This is a genomic window from Kitasatospora sp. NPDC015121 (assembly GCF_055562955.1).
Map to the genome: position 1 here is coordinate 1 of NZ_JBVHEH010000029.1, position 25,601 is coordinate 25,601.

The following is a 25,601-nucleotide window of genomic DNA, read 5'->3' on the forward strand; positions in this document are numbered from 1 at the left end:
CAGCTTATCAGATCCGAGCTTGTGCTCTTTCCCGACTCGCTTTCGTCTTCCGCGCCCTGACGGCCCGTCCGACGTTTCAAACTCTAGCCGATCCCTGCTCCGGAAAGCGAATCGGCCGCAATCTCCGAAAACGAGCACGACGAAATACGAACGGGAACGCGAAAGACACGCCGACCCGTCACGGATCATCGAACTGGTTTCTCAGGGATTGGCCGCCCCGGGACCGTCCACACAGATGCGTGTCCGGTGCTCCCTGCCGAGCGACCAGTGAACACTACGCCGGATCCGCGCCGGGTGCAAACATCCGCCCCCGGGTGCGTGGCGGCGCGCAGGGTGCCGAGGGGTGAACGGCCGGAAGGCCGGCCCCTGGTGGGGGCCGGCCTTCCGTCACGCCGGGGCGCGGTGGGCTGTTCAGCTGTTGGTGGGGAAGCCCAGGTTGATGCCGCCGTGCGAGGGGTCGAGCCAGCGCTGGGTGACGGCCTTGCCGCGGGTGAAGAACTGGACGCCGTCGGCGCCGTAGGCGTGGGTGTCGCCGAACAGCGAGGCCTTCCAGCCGCCGAAGGAGTAGTAGGCGACGGGGACGGGGATCGGCACGTTGATGCCGACCATGCCGACCTCGACCTCGTTCTGGAAGCGCCGGGCCGCGCCGCCATCGTTGGTGAAGATGGCGGTGCCGTTGCCGTACGGGTTGGCGTTGATGAGCTCCAGGCCCTCGTCGTAGGAGGGGACCCGGACGACCGACAGGATCGGGCCGAAGATCTCGTCGTTGTAGACGGACATGCCCGGCTTGACGTGGTCGAACAGGGTGGGGCCGAGCCAGAAGCCGTCGGTGGTGGGGGCGCCGGTGGCGTCCTCGGCGGTGACGGCGTGCTTGCGGCCGTCGACGGCGAGCTCGGCGCCGTCGGCGACGCCGGACTCGACGTAGGAGGTGACCTTGTCGCGGTGCTGGCCGGTGACGAGCGGGCCCATCTCGGAGTCGCCGTTGCAGCCGGGGCCCACCTTGAGGGTGGCCATCCGCTCCTTGATCTTGGCGACCAGCTCGTCGCCGATCGGGTCGACGGCGACCAGGACGGAGACGGCCATGCAGCGCTCGCCGGCCGCGCCGAAGCCGGCGTTGATGGCGGCGTCGGCGGCCAGGTCGAGGTCGGCGTCGGGGAGCACCAGCATGTGGTTCTTGGCGCCGCCGAGGGCCTGCACGCGCTTGCCGTAGCGGGTGCCGGTCTCGTACACGTAGCGGGCGATCGGGGTGGAGCCGACGAAGGAGACCGACTTGATGTCGGGGTGCTCCAGCAGGCGGTCGACGGAGACCTTGTCGCCGTGGACGACGTTGAAGACGCCGTCGGGGAGGCCGGCCTCCTTCCACAGTTCGGCGATGAAGTTGGCGGCGGACGGGTCCTTCTCGGACGGCTTGAGGACGACCGTGTTGCCGGCCGCGATCGCGATCGGGAAGAACCACATCGGCACCATGGCCGGGAAGTTGAACGGCGAGATGATGGCGACCGGGCCGAGCGGCTGGCGGATCGAGTAGACGTCGACGCCGGTGGAGGCCTGCTCGGTGAAGCCGCCCTTGATCAGCTGCGGGATGCCGCAGGCGTACTCCACGACCTCCTGGCCGCGGGCAAGCTCGCCGAGGGCGTCGGAGTGCACCTTGCCGTGCTCGGCGACGATGATCGCGGCGAGCTCGTCCTTGCGGGCGTTGAACAGCTCGCGGAAGTTGAACAGCACCTGGGTGCGCTTGGCGATCGACGCCTTGCGCCAGCTGGTGAAGGCCTGGGCGGCGGCGGCGACGGCCTGGTCCACCTCAGCGATCTCGGCGAAGTCGACCTGGCCGGTGACCTGGCCGGTGGCCGGGTCGTGGATGTCGCCGCGGCGGGGCGCGGTTCCGGCGGTGGCGACGTACTGGCCACCGATCCAGTGGGTGATGTGCTTGCTGCTCAAGGGTCTCTGCCTCCGGACTGTCCACGGATGTCCCGCGCTCGTCCTCCAGTCTGCGCGGGAGGGAGGGCCCGCTCAACGAGCACCCTGACGGGGAACCGCGATTCACCCTTACAGGTCGTCGGAGGCTCCCTCCGTGCGGTCCGGTTCCGGCTCCGGGTAGGGGTCGTGCAGGCCGTCGGCGAGCGCGGTGGTCTCCAGCAGGTCGAGGCGCAGGTCCTGGGCCCAGGTTTCGGCCCACCGCCGGGTGTCGTCGGCCTCGGGCGGCAGCAGGGTGGCGGCGCTCTCCAGCCGGTCGGCGAGCGCGGCGGGGCCGAAGTCCGCCTCGGTGTCGAACGCGCTTGCCAGGGCGAGGAGTTCGCCTTCGCTCCGGTGCTCGGTGAGGGCGTCCAGGGCCAGCAGGTCGGCGGGCAGGGCGCGTTCGCAGAGGGTGCGGACGGCGAGCGCGGCGGTGTCGTCCAGCGCGGCGACCGGGACGGGGGCGCCGGCCGGTCGGGTGGGCGGGTGGTGCAGCGGTTCGCGGCGCAGTTCGATCCGCTGCGGCGGCCGCCCGGGGCCGCCGTCGAGGGACGGCCCGCCCGCGGTGACGGCGAGTTCGCGGCTGCGCGCGCTGCCGGGCGGTTCCTGGACGCGGTGGCCGGCGGCGCGCAGGGTCTCGGCGAGCCCGGTGGCGAGTTCGGCCAGGGGCGGTCCGTCGGCGGTGACCAGCAGCAGCGCGGTGTCGCGACCGGGCGCGGGGACGGCGGTCAGGCCGTGCAGCCGCAGCGCGTCGGGCCCGGCCAGGGCGAGGGCGTGCCCGAGGCAGTAGGGCCGGGCGTCGGCGAGCAGCGCGGCCCGGTCGACGTCGGCGTCGGCGTCGGCGTCACGTTCCGGAGCGTCCACGGGGTCCACGGGGTTCACGGGGTCCACGGGCTTCCCGGCTTCCTTGGCGTCCATGCGGCCAGTCTGTCCCGTCCGGGCCCGCCCCATGCGGTCCGTGCCGGTGGGCGGCGGCGTCGTGGAGGGCGAGTTCGAGGGCGCGCGGGTCGACCAGCCGGCCGTCGGGGTGCGGGGGGAGCAGCCAGTGCGGTCCGCGGCCGGCCCGGCGGGCGGGGTGCGGGACGGCGATCCAGGTGCCGCGGCCGGAGGCGCGGACGCCGGTGCCGGTCCAGCGTTCGGCGGTGCCGGCGGGGACGAGGAAGCCGACGGTGTCGTCGTCGGGGTCGGCCAGGACGGGTCCGCCGCCGAGCCGTTCGAGCAGCGCGGCGGCGGGGCGGCCGAGCGCGCCGGGGGTGTGCAGGACGTCCCAGCGGTGGCCGGCGGGGAGCAGGGCGAGGCCGGAGCGGGTGCGTTCCCAGGTGCGGCGGTAGGCGTCGGGGTCGGGGGCGGCGTCGGCGAGCCAGTGCAGGGCGCTGGGGTGGGGGGTGGTGCTCACGGCGGGGTTCCTCGTCTCTCCCGGGGACGGGCGGCGGGCGGGGTGCCTGCTGCCGTCACCCGGGAGAGCGGGGTACCGGGGTTCTCTTACACGTGATCGCGGGCGGGCCGTGGGCGGGCCCGTCGGCGGGCCGCGGTCCGCCCGCGGTCAGCGGTCGCCGAAGACCGTCCGGTGCCAGTCCTTGCGGGCGGCCGCGGTGGTGTCGAACATGACGTGCTTGACCTGGGTGTACTCGTCGAGCGAGTACTGCGACATGTCCTTGCCGTAGCCGGAGGCCTTGTACCCGCCGTGCGGCATCTCGCTGATGATCGGGATGTGGTCGTTGACCCAGACGCAGCCGGCCGCGATCTCGCGGGTGGCGCGCAGCGAGCGGTGGACGTCGCGGGTCCAGGCGGAGGCGGCCAGGCCGTAGGGGGTGTCGTTGGCGAGGCGCAGGCCCTCCTCGTCGCCGTCGAAGGGCAGCACGACGAGCACCGGGCCGAAGACCTCGCCCTGGACGACCTCGCTGTCCTGGGCGGCGCCGGTGATCAGGGTGGGGCGGTGGTAGGCGCCGAGCGCGAGGTCGGTGCCGTCGTGGCCCTTGCCGGTGGCGGGGCCGCCGGTGACGACGGTGGCGTAGGAGCGGGCGCGCTCGACGAAGCCGGCGACGCGGTCGCGGTGGGCGTAGGAGACCAGCGGACCCATGTCGGTGTGCGGGTTCAGCGGGTCGCCGAGCCGGATGCCCTCGTACAGGTCGGCGACGCCGGCCACGAAGGCGTCGTACAGCGGGCGCTGGACGTAGGCGCGGGTGGCGGCGGTGCAGTCCTGGCCGCTGTTGATCAGGGACGCGGCGACGGCGCCGTGCACGGCGGCTTCCAGGTCGGCGTCGTCGAAGACCACGAAGGGGGCCTTGCCGCCGAGTTCGAGGTGGGTGCGCTTGACGGTGGCGGTGGCGATCTCGGCGACCCGCTTGCCGACGGCGGTGGAGCCGGTGAAGGACACCATGGCGACGTCGGGGTGGCCGATCAGGTGCTCGCCGGCGGTGCGGCCGGCGCCGGTGACGACGTTGACGACGCCGTCGGGGATGCCGGCGGCGGTGCAGGCGCGGGCGAACATCAGCGAGGTCAGCGGGGTGATCTCGGCGGGCTTGAGGACGATGGTGTTGCCGGCCGCGATGGCCGGGAGGATCTTCCAGGCGGCCATCTGCAGCGGGTAGTTCCAGGGCGCGATGCTGCCGACCACGCCGACCGCCTCGCGGCGGACGTACGAGGTGTGGTCGCCGCTGTACTCGCCGGCGGCCTTGCCCTCCAGGTTGCGGGCGGCGCCGGCGAAGAACGCGGTGTTGTCGACCGTGCCGGGGACGTCGAACTCGGTGGAGAGCTTGATCGGCTTACCGGTCTGCGCGGTCTCGACCCGGGCGAAGTCCTCGGCGTGCTCGGCGAGGATGCCGGCCAGCCGGTTCAGCGCGTCGGAGCGGGTGCCGGGGGTGGCGCCGGACCATCCGGGGAGGGCGGCGCGGGCGGCGGCGACGGCGGCGTCGACGTCGGCGGTGGTGGCCAGCTCGACCTGCTGGACGGTGGCGCCGGTCGCGGGGTTGACCACGGCGAAGGGTTCGCCGCCCGAGCTCCTGGCGGGACGGCCCGCGATGTGCTGCGCGCCGTCGTTGAAGCTGGTCAGGTCCATGAGCTGCCTCCATTGCCTACTCGTCCCGGCCGACGATGCCTCGGTTCGGGGGCCCGGGGCAAGCGTCACTCAGCAACGGCCGGGTCGAAGGGCCTTACACGCTGCAAGGCTGCTCGCGGGCGACAGGGCGTCGCGGCCGCGCATGATTGACTTGACACCTTGAGAAGCCCCCAGGAGGTATCAGCGATGCTCCCCACCGTCGCCCGCGTGCTCGACCTCGACGTGATGCGGCGCGGCCTGCCCCAGGTGGTGGCCGGCTCCGGCGCGCTGGAGCGCCCGGTGCGCTGGGTGCACGTCAGCGAGCTGCCGGACGTGGCGGGGGTGCTGCGCGGCGGCGAGCTGGTGCTGTCGACCGGCATCGCGCTGCCGGAGGACCGGGACGGGCTGGCCCGGTACGTGCGGGAGCTGGCCGAGGTCGGGGTGGCCGGGCTGGTGATCGAGTTCGGCCGGCGGTACTTCGACTCGCTGCCGCGGGCGCTGGTCGCGGCGGCGGAGCGACACGACCTGCCGCTGGTGGTGCTGCGCCGGGAGCTGAGGTTCGTCGCGGTGACCGAGGCGGTGCACGCGCTGGTGGTGAACGCGCAGCTGGAGCAGCTGCGGGTCTCCGAGGCGGTGCACCAGGTGTTCAACGAGCTGGCGACGGAGGGCGCGGAGCCCGCCGAGGTGGTCCGGCAGGTGGCCCGGATGGCGGGGGCGCCGGTGGTGCTGGAGAACCTGGCGCACCAGGTGCTGGCGCACGACCCGGCGGGGCGCGGCGAGCAGGAGCTGCTGGAGGGCTGGGAGCACCGCTCGCGCGGCGTCCACCCGCCGGGCCGCACCGGCTACGACCTGCGGTCGGGCTGGCTGGTGACCACGGTCGGGGCGCGCGGCCAGGACTGGGGGCGGCTGGTGCTGGTGGACGAGCCGGTGCCGCTCCCCCGGGACGTGCCGCACCCGCACGCGATGCTGCTGGAGCGCGGCGCGGCGACGCTGGCGCTGAACCGGCTGGTGGTGCGCGACCGGGAGTCGCTGGAGCGGCAGACCCACCGCACCCTGCTGTCGGGCGTCCTGACGCACGCGCTGACGGTCTCCGAGGTGGCGCTGCGCGCGCAGGCGCTGGGCGTGCCGCTGGAGGGGCGCCGGCTGGTGGGCGTGGTGCTGCGCCAGCGGCAGGGCCCGCTGCCGGCGGCGCTGGAGGCGCAGGCCCGGCTGCGGGACTTCACCGAGCTGGCGGCCACCGCGATCCGCGCCTCCCGGTTGTCGGCGCTGGTCGGCGCGCTGGACGACGAGGGCGTGGGCCTGCTGGTGGCGCTCGGCTCGCAGCAGGAGGAGCACGCCTCGTTGGAGGCGTTCGCGGCGGCGCTGCGCCGGCTGTCCGCGGAGGCGGGCCGGGACGGTGCGGCGGCCGAGCCGGTGATAGCGGTCGGCTCCTCGGTGGGTTCGGTCCGCGACGCCCGCCGCACCCTGCTGGAGGCCACCCAGGTCGCGGACGCGGCGCTGCACGACGCGCCGGGCGGCCGGGCCGCGTACTACCGCCTGCCGGACGTCCGGCTGCGCGGCCTGCTGCACCTGCTGCGCGACGACGAGCGCCTGCAGACGTACGTGGAGCGCGAGTTGGGTCCGCTGTTGGCCTACGACGCGGAGCACGGCGGCCAGTTGGTGCAGATGCTGCGGATCTACCTGGAGCAGGGCCGCAACAAGTCGGCGGCGGCGGACGCCGCGCACCTGTCGCGCCCGTCGTTCTACGACCGGCTGCACAAGGTGGAGCGGATCCTCGGCGTGGACCTGGACCAGGTGGAGTCCTGTCTGTCCCTGCACGTGGCGCTGCTGGCGCTGGACGCGGTGCGCCGCTGACGGCGGGTCGGCGGGCGCACCGCGTCCGGGCTCAGCGCGGGCCGAGGGCGACCAGCGCGGGGAGCTCCTTCCCGTCGACCTCCAGCGCGGCCCGCGAGCCGTCCGCGAAGTGCAGGTCGACCCGGGAGGAGATCCAGGTGTGCCGGGGTTCGACCCGGGTCAGGTGGGCGTAGGGCAGTTCGCCCAGGACGTGCTTGGCCCGGTCGTGGTCGAAGGTGCGGCGGGAGGCGGGGCCGGGGGTGTTGTTGCCGCTGCCGACCAGCAGGATCCGCCGGTCGGTGAAGAGCAGCAGGACGTCGTCGTTGTCGTGGTTGCGCTCGGCGGAGCGCACCGCGATGACGAACCGTCCGGCCTGGCTCTCCCAGCCGCGGGTGAGGCCGCGCCCGCGGAAGAGCCGGCGCAGCGAGCGGACCAGGCCCCAGGTGCAGTCCTCGACCAGGTCGGCGAGGTACTCGGCGATGTTCACGAACACGAACAGGCAGCCGAACGCGGCCTCGCCGGCCCGGCCGGAGGGGTCCTTGCGGTAGCGCCGGGGCGGCCTGCGGACCAGGTCGCACAGGTCGGCGTCGACGATGCCGCGCGGCTGCTCGCCGGGCGGCAGCAGGTGGCCGACCTCGGGCAGGTGCTGGGCGCCGGGCAGCGGTGGGGCGCCGTACGGGGGGTGGTGGGGCTGGCTCATCCGAAGGCTTCCTCGATGCGGTTGTCCGGGACCCGGTAGGGGGCGCCCTGCGGCGGGCCGTCGAGCGCGCCGGCGACGGTGCCCAGGCCCTGGTCGCTGAGCAGGTTGTCGGTGAGCACCCCGGCGAAGTCCCCGGCGCCGGTGACGGCGCCCAGGCCGCCCTTCACCGCCCCCTTGACCGCGCCGAACCCCTGTCCGAGGGCCTGCGCGGTGGCGAACTCGCCGAGGCTCCGTGCCGACGGGTTCCGGATCAGGTCCAGGCCGGTCCCCCACCGGTTGCCCTTGCCGCCGAGCTTGCGGACGGCCTTGGCGGCCTTGCGGGCCTTGTTGAAGGTGCCCAGGCTGCGGGCCGCCTTCATCGCCTTGACCGCTTCGTGCAGTTCCTTGAGCGCCTTCTCCAGTTTGAGCGAGACCTGGCCGACCCGGGCGATGTAGATGGCGATCTCGCCCTCGACGATGAGCGCCTCGGCGGCGGTGGCCAGGCCCAGGGTGAGGATGTCGACGACCAGGCCGGCGGCCAGCGTGATGATCAGGGTCTCGATGGCCTCGCGGATGATCTCGATGATCAGGTTCTCGGCGAGCTGGCACTCGGCGGCGGCCTGGCTGATGATCTGCGCGACCTGCGCCATGTCCTCGGCGGTGGCGTCGACGGCCTCGACCACGACGGCCATGTGGGCGCCGAACGCCGCCGAGGCCGCGCCGTCCCAGGCCGCGTCGACCTGGGTGCCGGCCGACCGCAGTTCGGCGGCGACCTCCCGCATGGCCTGGGCCTGGGCCTGCCACTCGTGCGCGGCGGCGGTCAGCCCCTGGAGGTCGCCGGTGACCTTCTCCAGGACGTCCATCAGCCCGGTGGCGTCCAGGGCCGCCTTGACGATGGAGTCGAGGCCGGCGTCGAGGCCCTCGCTGACCGGGTTCTCGAAGCTGGGCAGCGGCGGCAGCTGGTCGGTGACCCGGTCGCGGGTCCACTTGTACGCGTCGACGGCGTCGCCGAACGAGCCGGGGGCCAGGGTGCTCATCGGCCGCCCCCGTAGACCTCGGCGGTGTCCTGCTCGTTGGTCTGGTAGTTGTCGACGGTGGCCCGGACGCCCTCGCCGGTCGCGTCGAGCAGTTCGATCAGGTCGGCGAAGTTCTCCTGCTCCGCTTCGGCGTGCTCCTGGTACGAGTCGTACAGCTCGCCCGAGCCCGGCAGTTTGCCGAAGGCCTCGGACGAGAGCCGGACGCCGTTCAGCGCCGAGCGGATCCGGGCGATCCGTTCGGCTTGGGCGTCGAGCACGGCGGCGTACGCCGTGAGCGCTTCGGGTTCGACCCGAAATCCCGTGTCCCCCATGGTCATTCCTTTGCTCTCCCAGTCAGGCGGATCATCGTACTGATGGGGTTGGCAAAGACCTCACGGGGCCCCGGACGAATCGTCCGGAGCCCCGTGGAGGATGTGTGGAGGATCGTCAGACGGTGTGTGCGTCGGTGAGGGACAGCACCTCGTCCAGCACGGCCAGGCCGGTCTTGGCCTCCTCCGCGCTGACGTTGCACGGCGGCACCACGTGGAGGCGGTTCATGTTGGTGAACGGCCACAGGCCGCGCTGCTTGCAGGCCGCCGCGAGCTGCGCCATCGGCGCGTTGTCGGCGCCGGCCGCGTTGTACGGCACCAGCGGCTCGCGGGTCTCCCGGTCCTTCACCAGGTCGAGCGCCCAGAACACGCCCAGGCCGCGCACCTCGCCGATCGAGGGGTGGCGCTCGGCCAGCTCGCGCAGGCCGGGGCCGATCACGGTCTCGCCGATGAGCCTGGCGTTCTCCACGATGCCCTCCTCGGCCATCGTGTTGATCGTCGCCACCGCGGAGGCGCAGGCCAGCGGGTGGCCCGAGTAGGTCAGGCCGCCCGGGAACGCCTTCTGCGCGAAGGTCTCCGCGATCGCCCCGGAGATCGCCACGCCGCCCAGCGGCAGGTAGCCGGAGTTGACGCCCTTGGCGAAGGTCAGCAGGTCGGGGGTGATCCCCCAGTGGTCGGCGGCGAACCACTCGCCGGTGCGGCCGAACCCGGCCATCACCTCGTCCAGGATGAACACGATCCCGTACCGGTCGCAGATCTCCCGCACGCCCGCCAGGTAGCCGGCCGGCGGCACCAGGATGCCCGCGGTGCCGACCACGGTCTCCAGGATGATCGCCGCGACGGTGCCCGGGCCCTCGAACGCGAGGGTCTGCTCCAGGTGCGCCAGCGCGCGCTCGCACTCCTGCGCCTCGTTCTCGGCGTGGAAGTTCGAGCGGTACGGGTACGGGCCCCAGAAGTGCACGATGCCCGACACGCCGGTCTCGTTCGCCCAGCGGCGCGGGTCGCCGGTCAGCGTGATCGCGTTGGCGGTGGCGCCGTGGTACGAGCGGTAGGTGGAGAGCACCTTGTGCCGGCCGGTGTGCAGCCGGGCCATCCGGATCGCGTTCTCGTTCGCCTCGGCGCCGCCGTTGGTGAAGAAGATCTTGTCCAGGTCGCCGGGGGTGCGCTCGGCGATCAGCCGCGCGGCCTCGCTGCGCGACTCCTCGGCGAAGCCCGGGGCGATGGTGCACAGCCGGGCGGCCTTCGCCTGGATCGCCGCGACCACCTTCGGGTGCTGGTGCCCGATGTTGGTGTTCACCAGCTGCGAGGAGAAGTCCAGGTAGCGGTTGCCGTCGTAGTCCCAGAAGTAGGAGCCCTCGGCACCGGCCACCGCGAGGGGGTCGATCAGGGCCTGGGCGGACCACGAGTGGAAGACGTGCGCGCGGTCGGCGGCCTTGACGGCCTGCCCGGCGACCGAGTCAGCGGTGGGAGTGCTCATGCGACCAGCGTAGGGAGGCCGCCCGACCGGGGGCAGCTCCATCCTGTCACGCGAGTCGCGCGCCCCCCTGACAGGGTGAAAAGCCGGGGGCGCGGGGAAGGACTCCCCGCGCCCCCGGCCCGCGCCCTGGCGCCCTCGGTCACGACCCGCCGTTAGATCGCGGTCATGACGTGCTTGATCCGGGTGTAGTCCTCGAACCCGTACGACGACAGGTCCTTGCCGTAGCCGGACTTCTTGAACCCGCCGTGCGGCATCTCGGCGACCAGCGGGATGTGGGTGTTGATCCACACGCAGCCGAAGTCCAGCCGGCGGGACATCCGCATCGCGCGGGCGTGGTCCTTGGTCCACACCGAGGAGGCGAGGGCGTACTCGACGCCGTTCGCGTACGCGACGGCCTGCTCCTCGTCGGTGAACTTCTGCACGGTGATGACCGGGCCGAAGACCTCGTTCTGGATGATCTCGTCGTCCTGCTGGAGGCCGGAGACCACGGTCGCCGCCCAGAAGTAGCCCTTGTCACCGACCCGGTGGCCGCCGGCCTCGACCTTGGCGTGCGCGGGCAGGCGCTCGATGAAGCCGGCCACCTGCTTGAGCTGGTTGGCGTTGTTGAGCGGGCCGTAGAGGACGTCCTCGTCGTCGACGCCGCCGGTCTTGGTGTCGGCGGCGGCCTTGGCGAGGGCCTCGACGAAGGCGTCGTGGATCGACTCGTGCACCAGGACGCGGGTGGCGGCGGTGCAGTCCTGGCCGGCGTTGAAGTAGCCCGCCACCGAGATGCCCTCGACGGCCTCGGCGATGTCGGCGTCCTCGAAGACCACGACCGGGGCCTTGCCGCCGAGCTCCAGGTGGACCCGCTTGACGTCCTTCGCGGCGGACTCGGCGACCTGCATGCCGGCCCGGACCGATCCGGTGATGGAGGCCATCGCCGGGGTGCGGTGCTCGACCATCAGGCGGCCGGTCTCGCGGTCGCCGCAGATCACGTTGAAGACGCCGGCCGGCAGGTCGAGGTCCTTCAGCACGCCGCCGATGATCTCGGCCAGCAGCACGGTGGAGGCGGGGGTGGTGTCGGACGGCTTGAGCACCACGGCGTTGCCGGCCGCGATCGCCGGGGCGAACTTCCACACCGCCATCATCATCGGGTAGTTCCACGGCGCGACCTGCGCGCAGACGCCGACCGGCTCGCGGCGGACGATCGAGGTCATCCCGTCCATGTACTCGCCCGCGGCCTTGCCCTCCAGCAGGCGGGCGGCGCCGGCGAAGAAGCGCAGCTGGTCGACCATCGGGCCGATCTCCTCGGAGAGGGTCAGCGCGCGCGGCTTGCCGGTGTTGCGCACCTCGGCGTCGACGATCTCGTCGGCCCGGGCCTCGACCGCGTCGGCGACCTTGAGCAGCAGCTTCTGCCGGGTGGACGGGGTGGAGTCCCGCCAGACCGGGAAGGCGGCGGCCGCGGCGGCCATCGCGGCGTCCACGTCGGCCGCGCCGGAGAGCGGGGAGGTCGCGTAGACCTCGCCCGTGGTCGGGTCGACGACGTCGAGCGTGCGGCCGTCCGCCGCGTCGACGAACTCGCCGTTGATGTAGTTGCGCAGCGTACGAAGCTCGCTCACGGTCTCTCCTCGGTCTGGGCCTGCGACGTTGCAGCTCCGGGCGCCAGGTTACTCCCGGGTCCGGGCCGCCACGGCATGTCAGCGACAAGCCACGATCGGCGGTGTGCAGGCTCGCGCGTGTACGTGGCCAGCGTACCCATGCCACTGCCCTTATCGACAGACGGCCGCGTGAAGCACCACGCTTTCCGTTCCCGATATTCGGATCGGCGACGAAATCAGCAGCACCGCCGCTTGCGATTCGGCGGCCGGTCGGGCACAGTGGCGGCGTGGCCAACCGCGACCGGAACGCCAGCGTTCCCCTCGACGCCGCCTCCAAGGCGATCATCGAGCAGCTCCAGGAGGACGGGCGCCGTCCGTACGCCGCCATCGGCAAGGCCGTGGGCCTGTCCGAGGCGGCCGTCCGGCAGCGCGTCCAGAAGCTGCTCGACCAGGGCGTGATGCAGATCGTCGCCGTGACCGACCCGCTCACCGTCGGGTTCACCCGCCAGGCGATGGTGGGGATCCGGGTGGAGGGCGACATCGAGCCGGTCGCCGACGCGCTGGCCGCCTTCGACGAGGTCGACTACGTGGTGTGCACCGCGGGTTCGTTCGACCTCCTCGCCGAGCTGGTGTGCGAGGACGACGAGCACCTTCTCGAACTGATCAACAAGCGCATCCGCTCGCTTCCCGGCGTGCGGAGCACCGAGAGCTTCGTTTACCTGAAGCTCCGGAAACAGACCTACACCTGGGGCACCCGATGACAGCCGACCCGGCCCAGAAGGACCTTTCCAAGACCGCCTACGACCACCTGTGGATGCACTTCACCCGCATGTCGTCGTACGAGAACTCCCCCGTGCCGACGATCGTCAAGGGCGAGGGCACCTACGTCTGGGACGACAAGGGCCGCAAGTACCTCGACGGCCTGGCCGGCCTGTTCGTGGTGCAGGCGGGCCACGGCCGCGAGGAGCTCGCCGAGGCCGCCGCCAAGCAGGCCAAGGAGCTCGCCTTCTTCCCGGTGTGGAGCTACGCCCACCCGAAGGCCGTCGAGCTGGCCGAGCGCCTGGCGAACTACGCCCCGGGCGACCTGAACAAGGTGTTCTTCTCCACCGGTGGCGGCGAGGCCGTCGAGACCGCGTGGAAGCTGGCCAAGCAGTACTTCAAGCTGACCGGCAAGCCGACCAAGTACAAGGTCATCTCGCGCGCCGTCGCCTACCACGGCACCCCGCAGGGCGCGCTGTCGATCACCGGCCTGCCGGGCCTGAAGGCCCCGTTCGAGCCGCTGGTGCCGGGCACCCACAAGGCCCCGAACACCAACATCTACCGCGCTCCGGCCTTCCTGGCCGGCCCCGACGGCACGGTCGACCCGGAGGCCTACGGCCGCTGGGCCGCCGACGAGATCGAGCAGGCCATCCTCTTCGAGGGCCCCGAGACCGTCGCCGCCGTCTTCGTCGAGCCGGTGCAGAACGCCGGCGGCTGCTTCCCGCCGCCGCCCGGGTACTTCCAGCGCCTGCGCGAGATCTGCGACCGCCACGACGTGCTGCTGGTCTCGGACGAGGTCATCTGCGCCTTCGGCCGCCTGGGCACCATGTTCGGCGCCGACAAGTTCGGCTACGTGCCGGACATGATCACCTGCGCCAAGGGCATGACCTCGGGCTACTCCCCGATCGGCGCCACGATCATCTCGGACCGCATCGCCGAGCCGTTCTACAAGGGCGACAACACCTTCCTGCACGGCTACACCTTCGGCGGCCACCCGGTGTCCTCCGCGGTGGCGCTGGCCAACCTCGACATCTTCGAGCGCGAGGGCCTGAACCAGCACGTCCTCGACAACGAGTCGAAGTTCCTGGCCACCCTGAACAAGCTGCGCGACCTGCCGATCGTCGGCGACGTCCGCGGCAACGGGTACTTCTACGGCATCGAGCTCGTCAAGGACAAGGTCACCAAGGAGTCGTTCAACGACGACGAGGTCGAGCGCGTCCTGTACGGCTTCCTGTCCAAGGCCCTGTTCGACAACGGCCTGTACTGCCGCGCCGACGACCGCGGCGACCCGGTCGTCCAGCTGGCCCCGCCGCTGATCTCCGACCAGTCGACCTTCGACGAGATCGAGCAGATCCTGCGGACCAGCCTCTCCGACGCGTGGCAGAAGATCTGATCCTCCTTCCCCACCCTCCACCGAAGGGCGGCCCCGGCACCTCACCGCCGGGACCGCCCTTCGGCGTTCCCGGGCGGATCCGGGCGTTCGCGGACGGAGCCGGCAGGGTCAATCTGCGGGGCAACACGCCGCTTTCGGGGTGATTCCTCCCTGTTCGGAGGAGTTCGGAGCAGTGCGGCGCACCCGCGCCGCCGCCCGATCGTTCTAATCTGACGACTGTCATATCCCCGTCGGCACCTGGATGGATCTCATGTCAGCGGCCCCGCCCGACAACGACGTGCTCTGGGCCCGAGGGATCGTCAAGTCCCACCACGGCACCCCCGCCCTGCGCGGCGTCTCGCTGGGCGTCCGGGAGGGCGAGATGCTCGCCGTCACCGGCCCGCGCGGTTCCGGCAAGTCCACCCTGCTGGGCTGCCTCTCCGCGCAGCTCCCGGTCGACGAGGGCGAGGTCTGGTTCCACAGCGCCCCCGTGCACACCCTCGGCCGCTCCGGGCGCGAGAAGCTCCGCCGCGAGCGCTTCGGCTACGTCGGCCCCGAGCCGCAGCTCGTCCCGGAACTGACGGCCCGCGAGAACGTCGCCCTCCCGCTGCTGCTGGCCGGCGCCGGCCACCGGGCCGCCCACCGGGCCGCCGGCGACTGGCTGGAGCGGCTCGACGTCGCCGACCTCGCCAAGCTCCGCCCGGCCGACCTGCGGCAGGACCTGCGCCAGCGGATCGCCGTCGCCCGCGCCCTCGCCGCCGAGCCGCCGGTGGTCTTCGCCGACGACCCCACCGCGCCGCTGCACCGCGACGACCGCGAGCAGGTCCTGCGGATACTGGCCAGCGCCGCCCGCTCGCACCGGCTCACCCTCGTCCTGGCCACCCACGACCCGGCGCTCGCCCGGTTCGCCGACCGCACCGTCCAACTGGTCGACGGCCGGATCGCGGCCGGCGAACCCGCCGCCGTCGCCGCCGGGAACTGAGGGGGCCGCCGTGTACTACCTCAGGCTCGCCCGCGGCTACCGCGCCCTCGACCTCGCCCGCTGGCTGCTCACCGCGACCGCCGCCGCCGTGGTCGCCGCCTTCCTGCTGCGCGCGCTCGGCCGCGCCCTGCACGGCACCGGCGGCAACCTGGAACGGCTGCTGTGGTGCCTGCCGCCGCTCGCCGCCGTCGGCTGGTTCGCCGCCGTCGCCGCCCGCGCCGTCCCCGCCCAGCACCCCGAACGCGTCACCGGCCTGACCGCGGCCGGCGCCGGACCGGCCCGGATCCGGCTGCTGGTGGCCGGCGAGACCGCGCTGGCCTGCGCGCTCGGCTCGGCGCTGACCCTGCTGCTGTTCCTGATCCTGCGCAACGACATCGCCGGCCCGGGGCTCGCCCCCGACATCGGCATGGGCGTCCCGCTGCCCGCCGCCGCGCCGGTCGCCCTGCTCGCGGTCCTCCCGCTGGTCGCCGGCGTCTGCGCGGCCGCCGCGATCCGCTTCCCCGAGGGCCTCCCGGGCCACCCCGTCGAGCCCGCCCGCCACCACTACGGCGCCCGGCGGCTGCTGCTGCCCGCCCCCGTCCTGCTGGTCGGCGTCGGCCTCGAACTGTACGGGCTGCGCCCCGACGCCACCGACGCCGAACGCACCCTGGCCCTCCCCGGCGGACTCCTCGCCACCAGCCCCGCCCTGCTCACCGGCTGGGTCCTCGCCGCGTTCGCGCTCGCCCTGTGGACCGGCCCGCTGCTCGCCCTGGCCGGCCGACTGCTCGCCCTGCGCCGGCCCGAGCCGCTGCGCCTGCTGGCCGGCCGGACGCTCACCGCCCAGGCCCGTCGGCTCGGCGCCCCGCTGGCCGTGCTCACCGCAGTCGTCGCGCTGCTGCTGGTCGCCTGGCGGGGCTGGGCCCGCACCGGCGCCGGCGTGCCCGTCCTCAACCTGGTCGAGGGCCTGCTCGTCCTCGCCTGCGCGGTCGCCGCCCTCGCCGCCCGTCTGCACGAACTGCGCGCCGACCGCCGCCCCGCCCTGGACGCGCTCGACCGCCTGGGCACCCCGCCCGCCCTGCTCACCGGCACCGCCGCGCTGCGCACCCTCGCCGCGGGTGGCGTCCTGCTGCTGACCGGCGGGCTGACGGTGCTGCTCTGCCCGCTGCGGTAGCCCGCCGCCGCGGACGCGGAGGGGCCCGGGAGGAACGCGTCCTCCCGGGCCCCTCCGCCGCTCTCCGTCAGCCCGCGGCGGCCAGCTGGCCGCAGGCGCCGTCGATCTCCTGGCCGCGGGTGTCGCGGACGGTGGTCGGCACGCCGTGGGCCTGCAGGCGGCGGACGAACTCGCGCTCGTCCTCCGGCCGGGAGGCCGTCCACTTCGAACCCGGAGTCGGGTTGAGCGGGATCAGGTTCACGTGCACCCGGCGGTTCCTGATCAGCCGGCCGAGCAGGTCGGCCCGCCACGCCTGGTCGTTGATGTCCTTGATCAGCGCGTACTCGATGGACACCCGGCGGCCGGACTTCTCCGCGTAGTTCCACGCGGCGTCCAGCACCTCGTCGACCTTCCAGCGGGTGTTGACCGGCACCAGCTCGTCGCGCAGCTCGTCGTCGGGGGCGTGCAGCGACAGCGCCAGGCGGCAGCTCAGGCCCTCGTCGGCGAAGCGGTGCATGGCCGGGACCAGGCCGACGGTGGAGACGGTGATGCCGCGCTGGGAGAGGCCGAAACCGTCCGGCGACGGGTCGGTCAGGCGGCGGATCGCCGACAGCACCCGGTTGTAGTTGGCCAGCGGCTCGCCCATGCCCATGAACACCACGTTCGACAGCCGGGCCTCGCCGCCGGGGACCGCCCCGGACTTGAGGTCGCGCATGCCGGACGCGATCTGCTCGACGATCTCCGCGGTGGACAGGTTCCGGGTCAGCCCGGCCTGGCCGGTCGCGCAGAACGGGCAGTTCATGCCGCAGCCGGCCTGCGAGCTGATGCACATCGTGACGCGGTCCGGGTAGCGCATCAGCACCGACTCGACCAGCGTGCCGTCGAACAGCCGCCACAGCGTCTTGCGGGTGGCGTCGTCGTCGCAGGAGACGTGCCGCACCACGGACATCAGCTCGGGCAGCAGCGCCTCGGTCAGCTTCGTCCGGCTGGCCGCCGGGATGTCCGTCCAGCTCTCCGGGTCGGCCGACATCCGCCCGAAGTAGTGGTTCGACAGCTGCTTCGCGCGGAACGGCTGTTCGCCCAGCTCGGCGACGGCCTCCTTGCGCTCGGCAGGGCTGAGGTCGGCGAGGTGTCGCGGGGGCTTGGCGCCGCGCGGCGCGACAAAGGTCAGTTCTCCGGGCTTAGGCATGGTTGTTCCAGTGTCGCAGATGCCGAACGGCCCCCGGACGCGGTGGCGTCGCGGGGGCCGTTCGCACGCCGGACGGGCTCCGGACGGGCTCCGGGCGGCTCAGCCGCCGACGAAGACCGCGAGCAGCAGCCAGACCACGGGGGCGGTGGGCAGCAGGGAGTCCAGCCGGTCCATGATGCCGCCGTGGCCGGGGAGCAGGGTGCCCATGTCCTTGATGCCGAGGTCGCGCTTGATCATCGACTCGGCGAGGTCGCCGAGGGTCGCGGTGACCGCCGCGCAGCCGCCCAGGACCAGGCCCTGCCACCAGGTGCCGCCGTCGATCAGGAAGTGCATCAGCAGCGCGCCGGCGATCATCGACAGGCCGATGCCGCCGGCCAGGCCCTCGCGGGTCTTGCCGGGGCTGATCGTCGGCGCGAGCTTGGTGCGGCCGAACTTGTAGCCGACGGCGTACGCACCGGTGTCCGAGCAGATCGTGACGACCAGGAACAGCAGGATCCGCCAGGCGCCGTCGTCCGCGGCCAGCATCAGCGCGACGAAGGTGGCGAGGAACGGCACGTAGAAGGCGGTGAAGACGCCGGCCGTTATGTCGCGCAGGTAGTTCTCGGGCGGGGTGGCCATCCGGGCGACCATCATCGCCAGGCCGGTCACGGCGAGGATCGCGGCGGCCCACTGGCCGCCCTCGAAGTAGCCGGTGACGACCATGCCGACGCCGCCGACCAGCAGCGGGACCTGCGGGACGTGGACGTCCTTGCGCTCGGCGAGGCGGCTGGTGAGCTCCCGGATGCCGACCGCCACGGCGGCCGCGACGACCACCATGAAGACCGCCTTGACCACGAACAGCGAGGCCGCGACCACCGCCCCGAGTCCGACGCCCACGCCTATCGCGGCGGGCAGGTTGCGGCCGCCGCGCGGCTTGCGGGGCTGCTGGTCGGTCTGGGCCACGGGGGTCTCCTGGGCGGGGGGCATGAACTGAGTCTGTGCCGCGCCGCCCCCTCGCCATGCCGGGGGCCGCCGCGCGTGACCCGTTTGGGGTCGGCCGGGTCGGGCCGCCGGGCACCGAGCCGGCCGCAGCGGCGGGTTCGGGCCCGGGTGGAGCCGCGCCCCGGGCCGGGCGGTCGGGCCGCCGGTCCGGGGCGCTGCGGGCGGGGTCCGGGTCAGACCTCCAGCAGTTCGGCTTCCTTGTGCTTGAGCAGCTCGTCGATCTGCGCCACGAACTTGGCGGTCAGGTCGTCGAGCTCCTTCTCGCCGCGGCGGCCGTCGTCCTCGCCGATCTCCTTGTCCTTGACCAGCTTGTCGATCGCGTCCTTGGCCTTGCGGCGGATCGAGCGGACCGAGACCTTGGCGTCCTCGCCCTTGCCGCGGGCCTGCTTGATGTACTCGCGGCGGCGCTCCTCGGTGAGCTGCGGCAGCACCACCCGGATGACGGAGCCGTCGTTCGACGGGTTGACGCCGAGGTCCGAGTCGCGGATCGCGGTCTCGATGGCCTTCAGCGCCGTCTTGTCGAACGGGGTGACCATGGCCATCCGCGGCTCCGGCACGGAGAACGAGGCCAGCTGGTTGATCGGCGTCAGGGCACCGTAGTACTCCGCGACGATCTTGGCGAACATCGCCGGGTGCGCGCGCCCGGTGCGGATGGCCGCGAGGTCGTCCTTGGCGACGCCGACGGCCTTCTCCATCTTCTCCTCGGCTTCGAGGAGGGTCTCATCGATCACTGTGTGCTCCCTGTCCGGTTCATCTGCTGTTGTCCCGTCCCGGTGCTCCGGACGGCTGGTGCTGCTCAGGGCCGCCGGCGACTAGGCCCGGGCGGAGTCCTCGCTGATGAGTGTGCCGATCTTCTCACCCTTGACCGCGCGGGCGATATTGCCCTCGGCCAGCAGCTCGAAGACCAGGATGGGCAGCCCGTTGTCCTTGCACAGGGTGATCGCGGTGAGGTCGGCGACCTTGAGGTCGCGGGAGATCACCTCGGTGTAGTCCAGCGCGTCGAACCGGACCGCGGCGGGGTTGGTGCGCGGGTCGGAGTCGTACACGCCGTCGACGCCGTTCTTGCCCATCAGCAGGACGTCGGCGTGGATCTCCAGGGCGCGCTGCACGGCGGTGGTGTCGGTGGAGAAGTAGGGCATGCCCATGCCGGCGCCGAAGATCACCACGCGGCCCTTCTCCAGGTGCCGGATGGCGCGCAGCGGCAGGTACGGCTCGGCGACCTGGCCCATGGTGATGGCGGTCTGCACCCGGGTCTCCATGCCCTCCTTGATCAGGAAGTCCTGGAGCGCCAGGCAGTTCATCACGGTGCCGAGCATGCCCATGTAGTCGGAGCGGGCCCGGTCCATGCCGCGCTGCTGCAGTTCCGCGCCGCGGAAGAAGTTGCCGCCGCCGATGACGACCGCGACCTCGGTGCCGGAACGGACCACCGTGGCGATCTCGCGGGCGATGGCGTGCACCACGTCCGGGTCGACGCCGAGGCCGCCTCCGCCGGCGAACGCCTCGCCGGACAGCTTGAGCAGTACCCGGCGGCGTGCACCGCCCGGCGCGGTCTCCTGCGTCTCCTGCATGGACTTTCTCCTTCTCCGCCTGCTGGTCAGCAGATCTGCAAAGTGCTGTTCACGGGGCCGGGTGTGCGGACCCGGCGCCGCTTACACGAGAGGAGGCCACTGCCGCGGGAACCGGTACGGTCTCCTGCACGGCAATGGCCTCCTCGTCGTTCATGGTGCCGACGCCGCCCCCTGGGGGTGCTGGAGGGCTGGGTCGGCGCGCTCCGCCGTCCTCGCGGACGGGGCGGTCCCTCCTACCTTATGTCCGGCGCGGGGCCGGGAAGGCGGGACGGACCGCGGGGAACGGGTCTCAGGCGCCGACGCGGAAGCGGACGAAGCGCTTGAGGGTGACGCCGGCCTCGTCGAGGACCTTGGCGACGGTCTTCTTGTTGTCCTTGGCGAACGCCTGCTCCAGGACGGCGTTCTCCTTGACGAAGCCGGTGACCCGACCCTCGACGATCTTCGGCAGGGCGGCCTCGGGCTTGCCCTCCTCGCGAGCGGTGGCCTCGGCGACGCGGCGCTCGTTCTCCAGCTCCTCGGCCGGGATCTCCTCGCGGGAGAGGTATTTCGGCGCGAAGGCGGCGATGTGCTGCGCGACGTCCTTGGCGGTCTCCGCGTTCTCCTGGTCGAGCTCGACCAGGACGCCGATGGTCGGCGGCAGGTCCGGGTCCGACTTGTGCAGGTAGACGCCGACGAAGCCGTCGTTGTCGAACTGCGCGAAGCGGCGGAAGACGATCTTCTCGCCGAGGGTGGCGTTGGCCTCGTCCACGAACTGCTGGACGGTCTGGCCCGGGTTGATCTCGGAGGCCAGGGCGGCGTCCAGGTCGGCCGGGGAGGTGGCGGCGACGTGCGCGGCGATCGCGTCGGCGACCTCGACGAACTTGCCGCCCTTGGCGACGAAGTCGGTCTCGCAGTTCAGCTCGACCAGGACGCCGGACTTCTTGTCCTCGGCGATCAGCGCGGCGACGGCGCCGTTGGAGGCGTCGCGGCCCTCGCGCTTGGCAACGCCCTTCTGGCCCTTGATGCGCAGGAGCTCGACGGCCTTCTGGACGTCGCCCTCGGCCTCGTCCAGGGCCTTCTTGCAGTCCATCATGCCGGCGCCGGTGAGCTCACGGAGCTTCTTGACGTCCGCGGCGGTGAAGTTCGCCATGGTTGTGATCTCTTCTCACGTCTCGCGTGTCTGCGTGGGAAAGTGCCGGGATCCGGGGTGCGGACCCCCGGCACGGGAGAGAGGGGCACCCACCGGCTCAGCCCGGCCGGTGCCCCTCACCCTGGTGCTGCGTCAGGCCTGCTCGGCCTCGGCGGCCGGAGCCTCGTCGGCCGGGGCCTCGACAGCCTCGGCGGCGGCCTCGGCCGGAGCCTCGGTGACGGCCTCGGCGGCGGGGGCCTCAGCGGCGGCGGGGGCCTCAGCGGCCTTCTCGCCCTCGAGGATCTCCTTCTCCCAGGCGGCCAGCGGCTGGTCGGCGCCCGGCTCGGCCTTGGCGTCGCCCTTGGCGACACCGGCGCGGGACTTCAGGCCCTCGGCGACGGCGTCGGCGATCACGCGGGTCAGCAGGGTGACCGAGCGGATGGCGTCGTCGTTGCCCGGGATCTTGTAGTCGACCTCGTCCGGGTCGCAGTTGGTGTCGAGGATGGCGACGACCGGGATGTTGAGCTTCCGGGCCTCGCCGACCGCGATGTGCTCCTTCTTGGTGTCCACGATCCAGACGGCGCTGGGCACGCGCTGCATGTCGCGGATACCGCCGAGGGTCTTCTCCAGCTTGTCGTACTCACGCTGGAGGACCAGGAGCTCCTTCTTGGTGAGGCCGGAACCGGCCACATCCGTGAAGTCGATCTCGCCGAGCTCCTTGAGGCGCTGCAGACGCTTGTAGACGGTCGAGAAGTTGGTCAGCATGCCGCCCAGCCAGCGCTGGTTGACGTACGGCATGCCCACGCGGGTCGCCTGCTCGGCGATGGCCTCCTGGGCCTGCTTCTTGGTGCCGACGAAGAGGACGCTGCCGCCGTGGGCAACGGTCTCCTTGACGAACTCGAAGGCGCGGTCGATGTAGTTCAGCGACTGCAGGAGGTCGATGATGTAGATGCCGTTGCGCTCCGTGAAGATGAAGCGCTTCATCTTCGGGTTCCAACGACGGGTCTGGTGACCGAAGTGGACGCCGCTCTCCAGCAGCTCCCGCATCGTGACGACGGCCATGTGCCGTGCTCCTCGTGTGTTGCCCGGCGCGCCGTTCGACCGTTCAGGCCTTGGGGGGTGCCGGGGTACTCGGTTTGTCCGTGCCGGTCGGGCGACCGTCACGCCTGACGCCCCGACGTGCCAAGCCGCTCGGCCTGCGCGAGGCTTGCGGCCTCGGCAGGCTCGGCGGACCGAGCGGCACTCGCACCGTCGCGACCGCTCCCCGAAGGGGTCGGACCGCCGGTGGCGGGGCGTGCGAAGTCGACCCGGCAGACCGGGTCGCGTGTGAAGTGTACGGGAAGGCCCGAGCGGCGGGCGACTCCCGGCGTGCCCGCCACCCGCGCCGACAGCGCGTACGGCGTCCTCCCGGCCCTGCGGCGATGCCGCGCCGGCACCGCTTCGCCACCGCTCCGGCACCTCCCCGGACGGCCCGCCGCCGGCCGTTCACTCCTTCGGGGGACGGCGGTTGTCCACACCCCCCGGTTTGTCCACAGCCCCCGCGCTGTCCGCACGCGGCGCGCCCCGCCGGGGCCACCCTGGGGGCGGCGGCGCGCCCGGTGCGCGGGGCGCCGGGCCAGCGGTGGAGCGGGAGCGGAGGTGCGGGGGATGCGGACGTCGGTGCGCGCGCTGGTACTGGCGCTGGTGCAGGGGGTGGCGCTGCTGCCGTCGGGCGGGGGCGTGGGAGCGACGGGGGTGGCGGAGGCGGCGGTGGGGGTGGCCGGGGCGGGTGCGGTGCGGACGCCCGTCGCGGGGCCGCTCGTGACGGAGCCGTTGGCGGCGGGGCCTCCCACCGCGGGGGCGGCCCGGGGGCGGGCGTGGCCGGTGGGCGGGCGGTCGGGGGTGCTGCGGCGGTTCGAGCCGCCGCCGGCCCGCTGGGCCGCGGGGCACCGGGGGGTGGACCTGGCGGCCGCGCCGGGCACGGTGGTGCGGGCGGCGGCGCCCGGCGTGGTGACCTTCGCGGGGCGGGTGGCCGGACGGCCGGTGGTCGTGGTGGCCCACCCCGGGTTGGGCGCTCCCCCGCTGCGGGCCACGTACCTGCCGGTGGCGGGCTCCGCGCCGGTCGGCGCGGCCGTCGCGGCGGGCGATCCGATCGGCGTGGTGACCGCGGACCCCGGCCACTGCCCGACCGCCTGCCTGCACTGGGGGCTGCTGCGCGGCGACCGCTACCTGGACCCGCTCGCCCTGCTCGGCTCCGGCCGGGCCCGGCTGCTGCCGCTTCCTCCGCTGCTGCCCCCGCGCTGACGGGCGGTTCAGCTCCCGGCGGGCCCTTCCGGCTCCGGCCCGCGCGCCACCGCGGGGGCGGCGGGCGGGTCGACCGGGCGCAGGCCGTCGAGGGCGAAGCGCACCGCGGCGTCCGCGATCTCCCGGACGGCTTCGGTCGAGGCGGCGTCCTCGCCGCGGACCCGCTCGGTCTGGCGGACCGCCGCCTCCACCACGCCCTGGAGCAGCACGGCCGCGACGCCCGGCCGGTCGTGGCCGAGCTCTTCCAGGGTGCTCACCACCATCGCGGTCAGCCCGGCGTGCGCCGCCCGGATCCTGCCCCGCGCGGCGTCGTCGAGTTCGTACTCGGCGACGGCCACCACGGCCCGGTGCACCGGGTCGGTGGCCAGCGCCACCTGGCCTCGGACGTACGCCTCGACCCGCTCGGCCGCGCTGTCGCGGACCGCCATGCCGGCCTCGACCTCGGCGGCCCAGAGTGGGAGGTCGACCGTGCAGAGCGCTTCCACCAGTTCGGACTTGGAGCGGAAGTACTCGTACACCGAGGACCTGGCCAGGCCGGCGCGCGCCGCGAGCGCGCCGAAGCCCAGCGCCTCCCGGCCGCCTTCCGCCAACAGGACGCGCGCGGCGTCCAGCAGCGCTGCCCGCTGCAACTGTCGATGCTCGGCCACCGTGGCCGCCCGGATTTTCGGCACGCCCCAACTGTACGGACGCCGACGGCCGCTGGACACGACATCCCGCTCCCACCGGCCACCACGCACCGACCGCCGGGCGCGGCTCAGCGGGCGTCGGACATCTTCGCCCGCAGCTGCAGCACCGACTTGGTGTGGATCTGACTGACCCGGCTCTCCGTCACCCCGAGCACCTGGCCGATCTCCGCCAGGGTCAGGCCTTCGTAGTAGTAGAGCGTCACCACGGTCTTCTCCCGCTCGGGCAGGGTGTTGACCGCGGAGGCGAGCAGCCGCCGCAGCTCGCGGTCCTCGGCGATCTCGACCGGGTTGTCCGCGCCGCTGTCCGGCAGCGTCTCCCTCAGGGTGAGCCGGTCCCCGCCCTCGCCCGCGGAGTGCAGCAGCTCGTCGAGCGCCACCACGTTGGCCAGCGACAACTGGCTGAAAATGGTGTGCAGGTCGTCGGTCGAGATGCCCATCTCCGCCGCCACCTCGGGATCGTGCGGGGTGCGCCGCAGCCGGGCCTCCAGCGTGGCGTAGGCCCGCTCGACCGCCTTGGCCTTCTGCCGGACCGACCTGGGGATCCAGTCCAGCGCCCGCAGTTCGTCGATGATCGCCCCGCGGATCCGGCTGATCGCGTAGGTCTCGAACTTGATCGCCCGGTCGATGTCGAACTTCTCGATGGCGTCGATCAGCCCGAAGACCCCGGAGGACACGAAGTCCGCCTGTTCCACGTTCGCGGGCAGTCCGACCCCGACCCGACCCGCCACGTACTTCACCAACGGCGAGTAGTGCAGGATCAGCTGGTCCCGCAGCCCGTGGTCACCGCTCTCCTTGTACGAGCGCCACAGTGCCTGCAGCGCCGACTGGTCGGCCCCCTTCGCCCCCTCCCCCGCCCCGGGCGCCGCCGCCGGCACGGGCACCGTCGCCCCGGCCGTCCCCGTCGGTCCGGCACCGGGCACGGGCACGGCCGGAGCCACCGCGTCGGTCGTCGTCACCCCCGGCCCGGGACGCGGCACCGCGAGCGGCGCGGGTGCCGACGCGGACGCAGAACCAGGCGCGGGCGCGGGGCGCGGCACCGGTGGTGGCGGCGTGCCCTGGGTGCCGCCCGGGCTCTCGGCCGCTCCCCGGCCCGGGAGTTCGGACGAGCGCGCGGGCGGCGGCCCGCCCGCTTGGCGGCGGACCTGGGTGCTCCGGGCGGACGGCTCCTTCGCCTTCGCCCGCGTTCCCCGCTTGGCCTGACCGCGCCCCGACCGCCCGGCCGGGGGCACCGCCGGGGCCACCGACTCGGACCGCTGCCCGTCAACACCCCGCTCGCCGACACCCTGCCCGCCGACGCCCCGCTCGCTGACGCCGGCGGCTCGGCCCGAGCCTCCCGTACCGCTCCGACCGCCCGGCTTGACCCCCGCGCCCGCTCCCGCGATCGCGCTCTTCCCCGCAGTGGCGCCGACGTCGGCACCGTTGTCCGCTCCGCCGCGTGGGTGCGGGTTGGCGACCACGCCGGGCGGTGCCGCCTGCGGGCAGGGCAGCACCTGTCCGGCGCGGTCGGTCGACGGGGGTGCCGGGGTCGGCCGGGGCGCGGGCCCGGGCAGGGCCGGTGGGCGCGGGAGGGGGGAGGGCGGGACTGGACGGACCTGGGGCTGCGGGGCCGCGGCCGGGGCGGTGCCCGGCCTCGTCATTCCCAC

General features: G+C 73.2%; 23 protein-coding genes. 6 read left to right on the top strand and 17 right to left on the bottom strand.

Annotated features, from left to right (window positions below):
• Positions 1-411: 411 nt before the first annotated feature.
• The 4 genes from ACZ3J7_RS32820 to ACZ3J7_RS32835 all read right to left on the bottom strand — a co-directional run bounded on the left by ACZ3J7_RS32820 (position 412) and on the right by ACZ3J7_RS32835 (position 5,011).
• Positions 412-1,938, bottom strand: a complete 1,527-nt coding sequence (locus tag ACZ3J7_RS32820) for a CoA-acylating methylmalonate-semialdehyde dehydrogenase (protein WP_465627045.1) — start codon at positions 1,936-1,938, stop codon at positions 412-414.
• 108 nt (positions 1,939-2,046) lie between these two features.
• Positions 2,047-2,871, bottom strand: coding sequence for a hypothetical protein (locus ACZ3J7_RS32825; protein ID WP_465627046.1), 825 nt, complete (start codon positions 2,869-2,871; stop codon positions 2,047-2,049).
• Positions 2,798-3,349: a hypothetical protein gene (locus ACZ3J7_RS32830; protein ID WP_465627047.1), complete on the bottom strand. Its 552-nt coding sequence runs from the start codon at positions 3,347-3,349 to the stop codon at positions 2,798-2,800. The genes ACZ3J7_RS32825 and ACZ3J7_RS32830 overlap by 74 nt, the downstream gene beginning before the upstream one ends.
• A gap of 147 nt (positions 3,350-3,496) precedes the next feature.
• Positions 3,497-5,011, bottom strand: coding sequence for a gamma-aminobutyraldehyde dehydrogenase (locus ACZ3J7_RS32835; protein ID WP_465627048.1), 1,515 nt, complete (start codon positions 5,009-5,011; stop codon positions 3,497-3,499).
• Positions 5,012-5,197: 186 nt separating this feature from the next.
• Here ACZ3J7_RS32835 and ACZ3J7_RS32840 point away from each other — a divergent pair, with 186 nt between their 5' ends.
• Complete coding sequence (locus ACZ3J7_RS32840) at positions 5,198-6,844, top strand: PucR family transcriptional regulator (RefSeq protein ID WP_465627049.1); 1,647 nt, start codon at positions 5,198-5,200, stop codon at positions 6,842-6,844.
• Between the two features lie 31 nt (positions 6,845-6,875).
• Here the strand turns inward: ACZ3J7_RS32840 and ACZ3J7_RS32845 are convergent, their stop codons facing one another.
• The 5 genes from ACZ3J7_RS32845 to ACZ3J7_RS32865 form a co-directional block, all read right to left on the bottom strand.
• Positions 6,876-7,523: a hypothetical protein gene (locus tag ACZ3J7_RS32845; RefSeq protein ID WP_465627050.1), complete on the bottom strand. Its 648-nt coding sequence runs from the start codon at positions 7,521-7,523 to the stop codon at positions 6,876-6,878.
• Positions 7,520-8,539 carry a WXG100-like domain-containing protein gene (locus ACZ3J7_RS32850; protein ID WP_465627051.1) on the bottom strand — a complete coding sequence of 340 codons (1,020 nt, stop codon included), beginning with the start codon at positions 8,537-8,539 and terminating at the stop codon, positions 7,520-7,522. The genes ACZ3J7_RS32845 and ACZ3J7_RS32850 overlap by 4 nt, the downstream gene beginning before the upstream one ends.
• Positions 8,536-8,850, bottom strand: coding sequence for a WXG100 family type VII secretion target (locus tag ACZ3J7_RS32855; RefSeq protein WP_465627052.1), 315 nt, complete (start codon positions 8,848-8,850; stop codon positions 8,536-8,538). The genes ACZ3J7_RS32850 and ACZ3J7_RS32855 overlap by 4 nt, the downstream gene beginning before the upstream one ends.
• Before the next feature lie 115 nt (positions 8,851-8,965).
• Positions 8,966-10,324, bottom strand: coding sequence for an aminotransferase class III-fold pyridoxal phosphate-dependent enzyme (locus ACZ3J7_RS32860; protein ID WP_465627053.1), 1,359 nt, complete (start codon positions 10,322-10,324; stop codon positions 8,966-8,968).
• A gap of 152 nt (positions 10,325-10,476) precedes the next feature.
• Complete coding sequence (locus tag ACZ3J7_RS32865) at positions 10,477-11,922, bottom strand: gamma-aminobutyraldehyde dehydrogenase (RefSeq protein WP_465627054.1); 1,446 nt, start codon at positions 11,920-11,922, stop codon at positions 10,477-10,479.
• Positions 11,923-12,188: 266 nt separating this feature from the next.
• Here ACZ3J7_RS32865 and ACZ3J7_RS32870 point away from each other — a divergent pair, with 266 nt between their 5' ends.
• The 4 genes from ACZ3J7_RS32870 (at position 12,189) to ACZ3J7_RS32885 (ending at position 16,164) form a co-directional block, all read left to right on the top strand.
• Positions 12,189-12,662: an Lrp/AsnC family transcriptional regulator gene (locus ACZ3J7_RS32870; RefSeq protein WP_014138339.1), complete on the top strand. Its 474-nt coding sequence runs from the start codon at positions 12,189-12,191 to the stop codon at positions 12,660-12,662.
• Complete coding sequence (locus tag ACZ3J7_RS32875; protein ID WP_014138338.1) at positions 12,659-14,053, top strand: aspartate aminotransferase family protein; 1,395 nt, start codon at positions 12,659-12,661, stop codon at positions 14,051-14,053. Before ACZ3J7_RS32870 ends, ACZ3J7_RS32875 begins: the two co-directional genes overlap by 4 nt.
• Positions 14,054-14,303: 250 nt before the next feature.
• The gene (locus tag ACZ3J7_RS32880) at positions 14,304-15,014 is read left to right on the top strand and encodes an ABC transporter ATP-binding protein (protein WP_465627055.1); all 711 of its coding nucleotides are present in this window, start codon (positions 14,304-14,306) and stop codon (positions 15,012-15,014) included.
• 10 nt (positions 15,015-15,024) lie between these two features.
• On the top strand, positions 15,025-16,164 hold the full coding sequence (locus ACZ3J7_RS32885; RefSeq protein WP_465627056.1) for a hypothetical protein: 1,140 nt from the start codon (positions 15,025-15,027) through the stop codon (positions 16,162-16,164).
• A gap of 67 nt (positions 16,165-16,231) precedes the next feature.
• Here the strand turns inward: ACZ3J7_RS32885 and rlmN are convergent, their stop codons facing one another.
• The 6 genes from rlmN to rpsB form a co-directional block, all read right to left on the bottom strand.
• Positions 16,232-17,332, bottom strand: a complete 1,101-nt coding sequence (gene rlmN, locus ACZ3J7_RS32890) for a dual-specificity RNA methyltransferase RlmN (protein ID WP_465627057.1) — start codon at positions 17,330-17,332, stop codon at positions 16,232-16,234.
• 99 nt (positions 17,333-17,431) lie between these two features.
• A complete protein-coding gene (locus ACZ3J7_RS32895) occupies positions 17,432-18,490 on the bottom strand; it encodes a phosphatidate cytidylyltransferase (protein ID WP_465627112.1) in 1,059 nt (352 codons plus the stop codon).
• Entirely contained in the window at positions 18,487-19,044 is a 558-nt protein-coding gene (gene frr, locus ACZ3J7_RS32900) for a ribosome recycling factor (protein WP_014138333.1), read from the bottom strand. Before frr ends, ACZ3J7_RS32895 begins: the two co-directional genes overlap by 4 nt.
• Positions 19,045-19,125: 81 nt before the next feature.
• The gene (gene pyrH, locus ACZ3J7_RS32905) at positions 19,126-19,881 is read right to left on the bottom strand and encodes a UMP kinase (RefSeq protein WP_100836193.1); all 756 of its coding nucleotides are present in this window, start codon (positions 19,879-19,881) and stop codon (positions 19,126-19,128) included.
• A gap of 289 nt (positions 19,882-20,170) precedes the next feature.
• Entirely contained in the window at positions 20,171-21,010 is an 840-nt protein-coding gene (gene tsf, locus ACZ3J7_RS32910) for a translation elongation factor Ts (protein WP_465627058.1), read from the bottom strand.
• Positions 21,011-21,142: 132 nt separating this feature from the next.
• Positions 21,143-22,051: a 30S ribosomal protein S2 gene (gene rpsB / locus ACZ3J7_RS32915; protein WP_465627059.1), complete on the bottom strand. Its 909-nt coding sequence runs from the start codon at positions 22,049-22,051 to the stop codon at positions 21,143-21,145.
• Between the two features lie 585 nt (positions 22,052-22,636).
• Between rpsB and ACZ3J7_RS32920 the strand changes: the two genes are divergently transcribed.
• The gene (locus ACZ3J7_RS32920) at positions 22,637-23,272 is read left to right on the top strand and encodes a peptidoglycan DD-metalloendopeptidase family protein (protein WP_465627060.1); all 636 of its coding nucleotides are present in this window, start codon (positions 22,637-22,639) and stop codon (positions 23,270-23,272) included.
• 8 nt (positions 23,273-23,280) lie between these two features.
• Here the strand turns inward: ACZ3J7_RS32920 and ACZ3J7_RS32925 are convergent, their stop codons facing one another.
• Both ACZ3J7_RS32925 and whiG read right to left on the bottom strand, forming a co-directional pair.
• Positions 23,281-23,943 carry a TetR/AcrR family transcriptional regulator gene (locus ACZ3J7_RS32925; RefSeq protein ID WP_465627061.1) on the bottom strand — a complete coding sequence of 221 codons (663 nt, stop codon included), beginning with the start codon at positions 23,941-23,943 and terminating at the stop codon, positions 23,281-23,283.
• Between the two features lie 83 nt (positions 23,944-24,026).
• Positions 24,027-24,833: an RNA polymerase sigma factor WhiG gene (gene whiG, locus ACZ3J7_RS32930; protein ID WP_465627113.1), complete on the bottom strand. Its 807-nt coding sequence runs from the start codon at positions 24,831-24,833 to the stop codon at positions 24,027-24,029.
• Positions 24,834-25,601: the final 768 nt, after the last annotated feature.

Coding starts and splice junctions, on each gene's coding strand:
- ACZ3J7_RS32855 (WP_465627052.1), bottom strand. CDS start 8,850: ATGGGGGACACGGGATTTCGGGTCGAACCCGAAGCGCTCACGGCGTAC.
- ACZ3J7_RS32845 (WP_465627050.1), bottom strand. CDS start 7,523: ATGAGCCAGCCCCACCACCCCCCGTACGGCGCCCCACCGCTGCCCGGC.
- ACZ3J7_RS32850 (WP_465627051.1), bottom strand. CDS start 8,539: ATGAGCACCCTGGCCCCCGGCTCGTTCGGCGACGCCGTCGACGCGTAC.
- tsf (WP_465627058.1), bottom strand. CDS start 21,010: ATGGCGAACTTCACCGCCGCGGACGTCAAGAAGCTCCGTGAGCTCACC.
- ACZ3J7_RS32825 (WP_465627046.1), bottom strand. CDS start 2,871: ATGGACGCCAAGGAAGCCGGGAAGCCCGTGGACCCCGTGAACCCCGTG.
- rlmN (WP_465627057.1), bottom strand. CDS start 17,332: ATGCCTAAGCCCGGAGAACTGACCTTTGTCGCGCCGCGCGGCGCCAAG.
- rpsB (WP_465627059.1), bottom strand. CDS start 22,051: ATGGCCGTCGTCACGATGCGGGAGCTGCTGGAGAGCGGCGTCCACTTC.
- ACZ3J7_RS32880 (WP_465627055.1), top strand. CDS start 14,304: ATGTCAGCGGCCCCGCCCGACAACGACGTGCTCTGGGCCCGAGGGATC.
- ACZ3J7_RS32920 (WP_465627060.1), top strand. CDS start 22,637: ATGCGGACGTCGGTGCGCGCGCTGGTACTGGCGCTGGTGCAGGGGGTG.
- pyrH (WP_100836193.1), bottom strand. CDS start 19,881: ATGCAGGAGACGCAGGAGACCGCGCCGGGCGGTGCACGCCGCCGGGTA.
- ACZ3J7_RS32875 (WP_014138338.1), top strand. CDS start 12,659: ATGACAGCCGACCCGGCCCAGAAGGACCTTTCCAAGACCGCCTACGAC.
- ACZ3J7_RS32860 (WP_465627053.1), bottom strand. CDS start 10,324: ATGAGCACTCCCACCGCTGACTCGGTCGCCGGGCAGGCCGTCAAGGCC.
- ACZ3J7_RS32840 (WP_465627049.1), top strand. CDS start 5,198: ATGCTCCCCACCGTCGCCCGCGTGCTCGACCTCGACGTGATGCGGCGC.
- ACZ3J7_RS32835 (WP_465627048.1), bottom strand. CDS start 5,011: ATGGACCTGACCAGCTTCAACGACGGCGCGCAGCACATCGCGGGCCGT.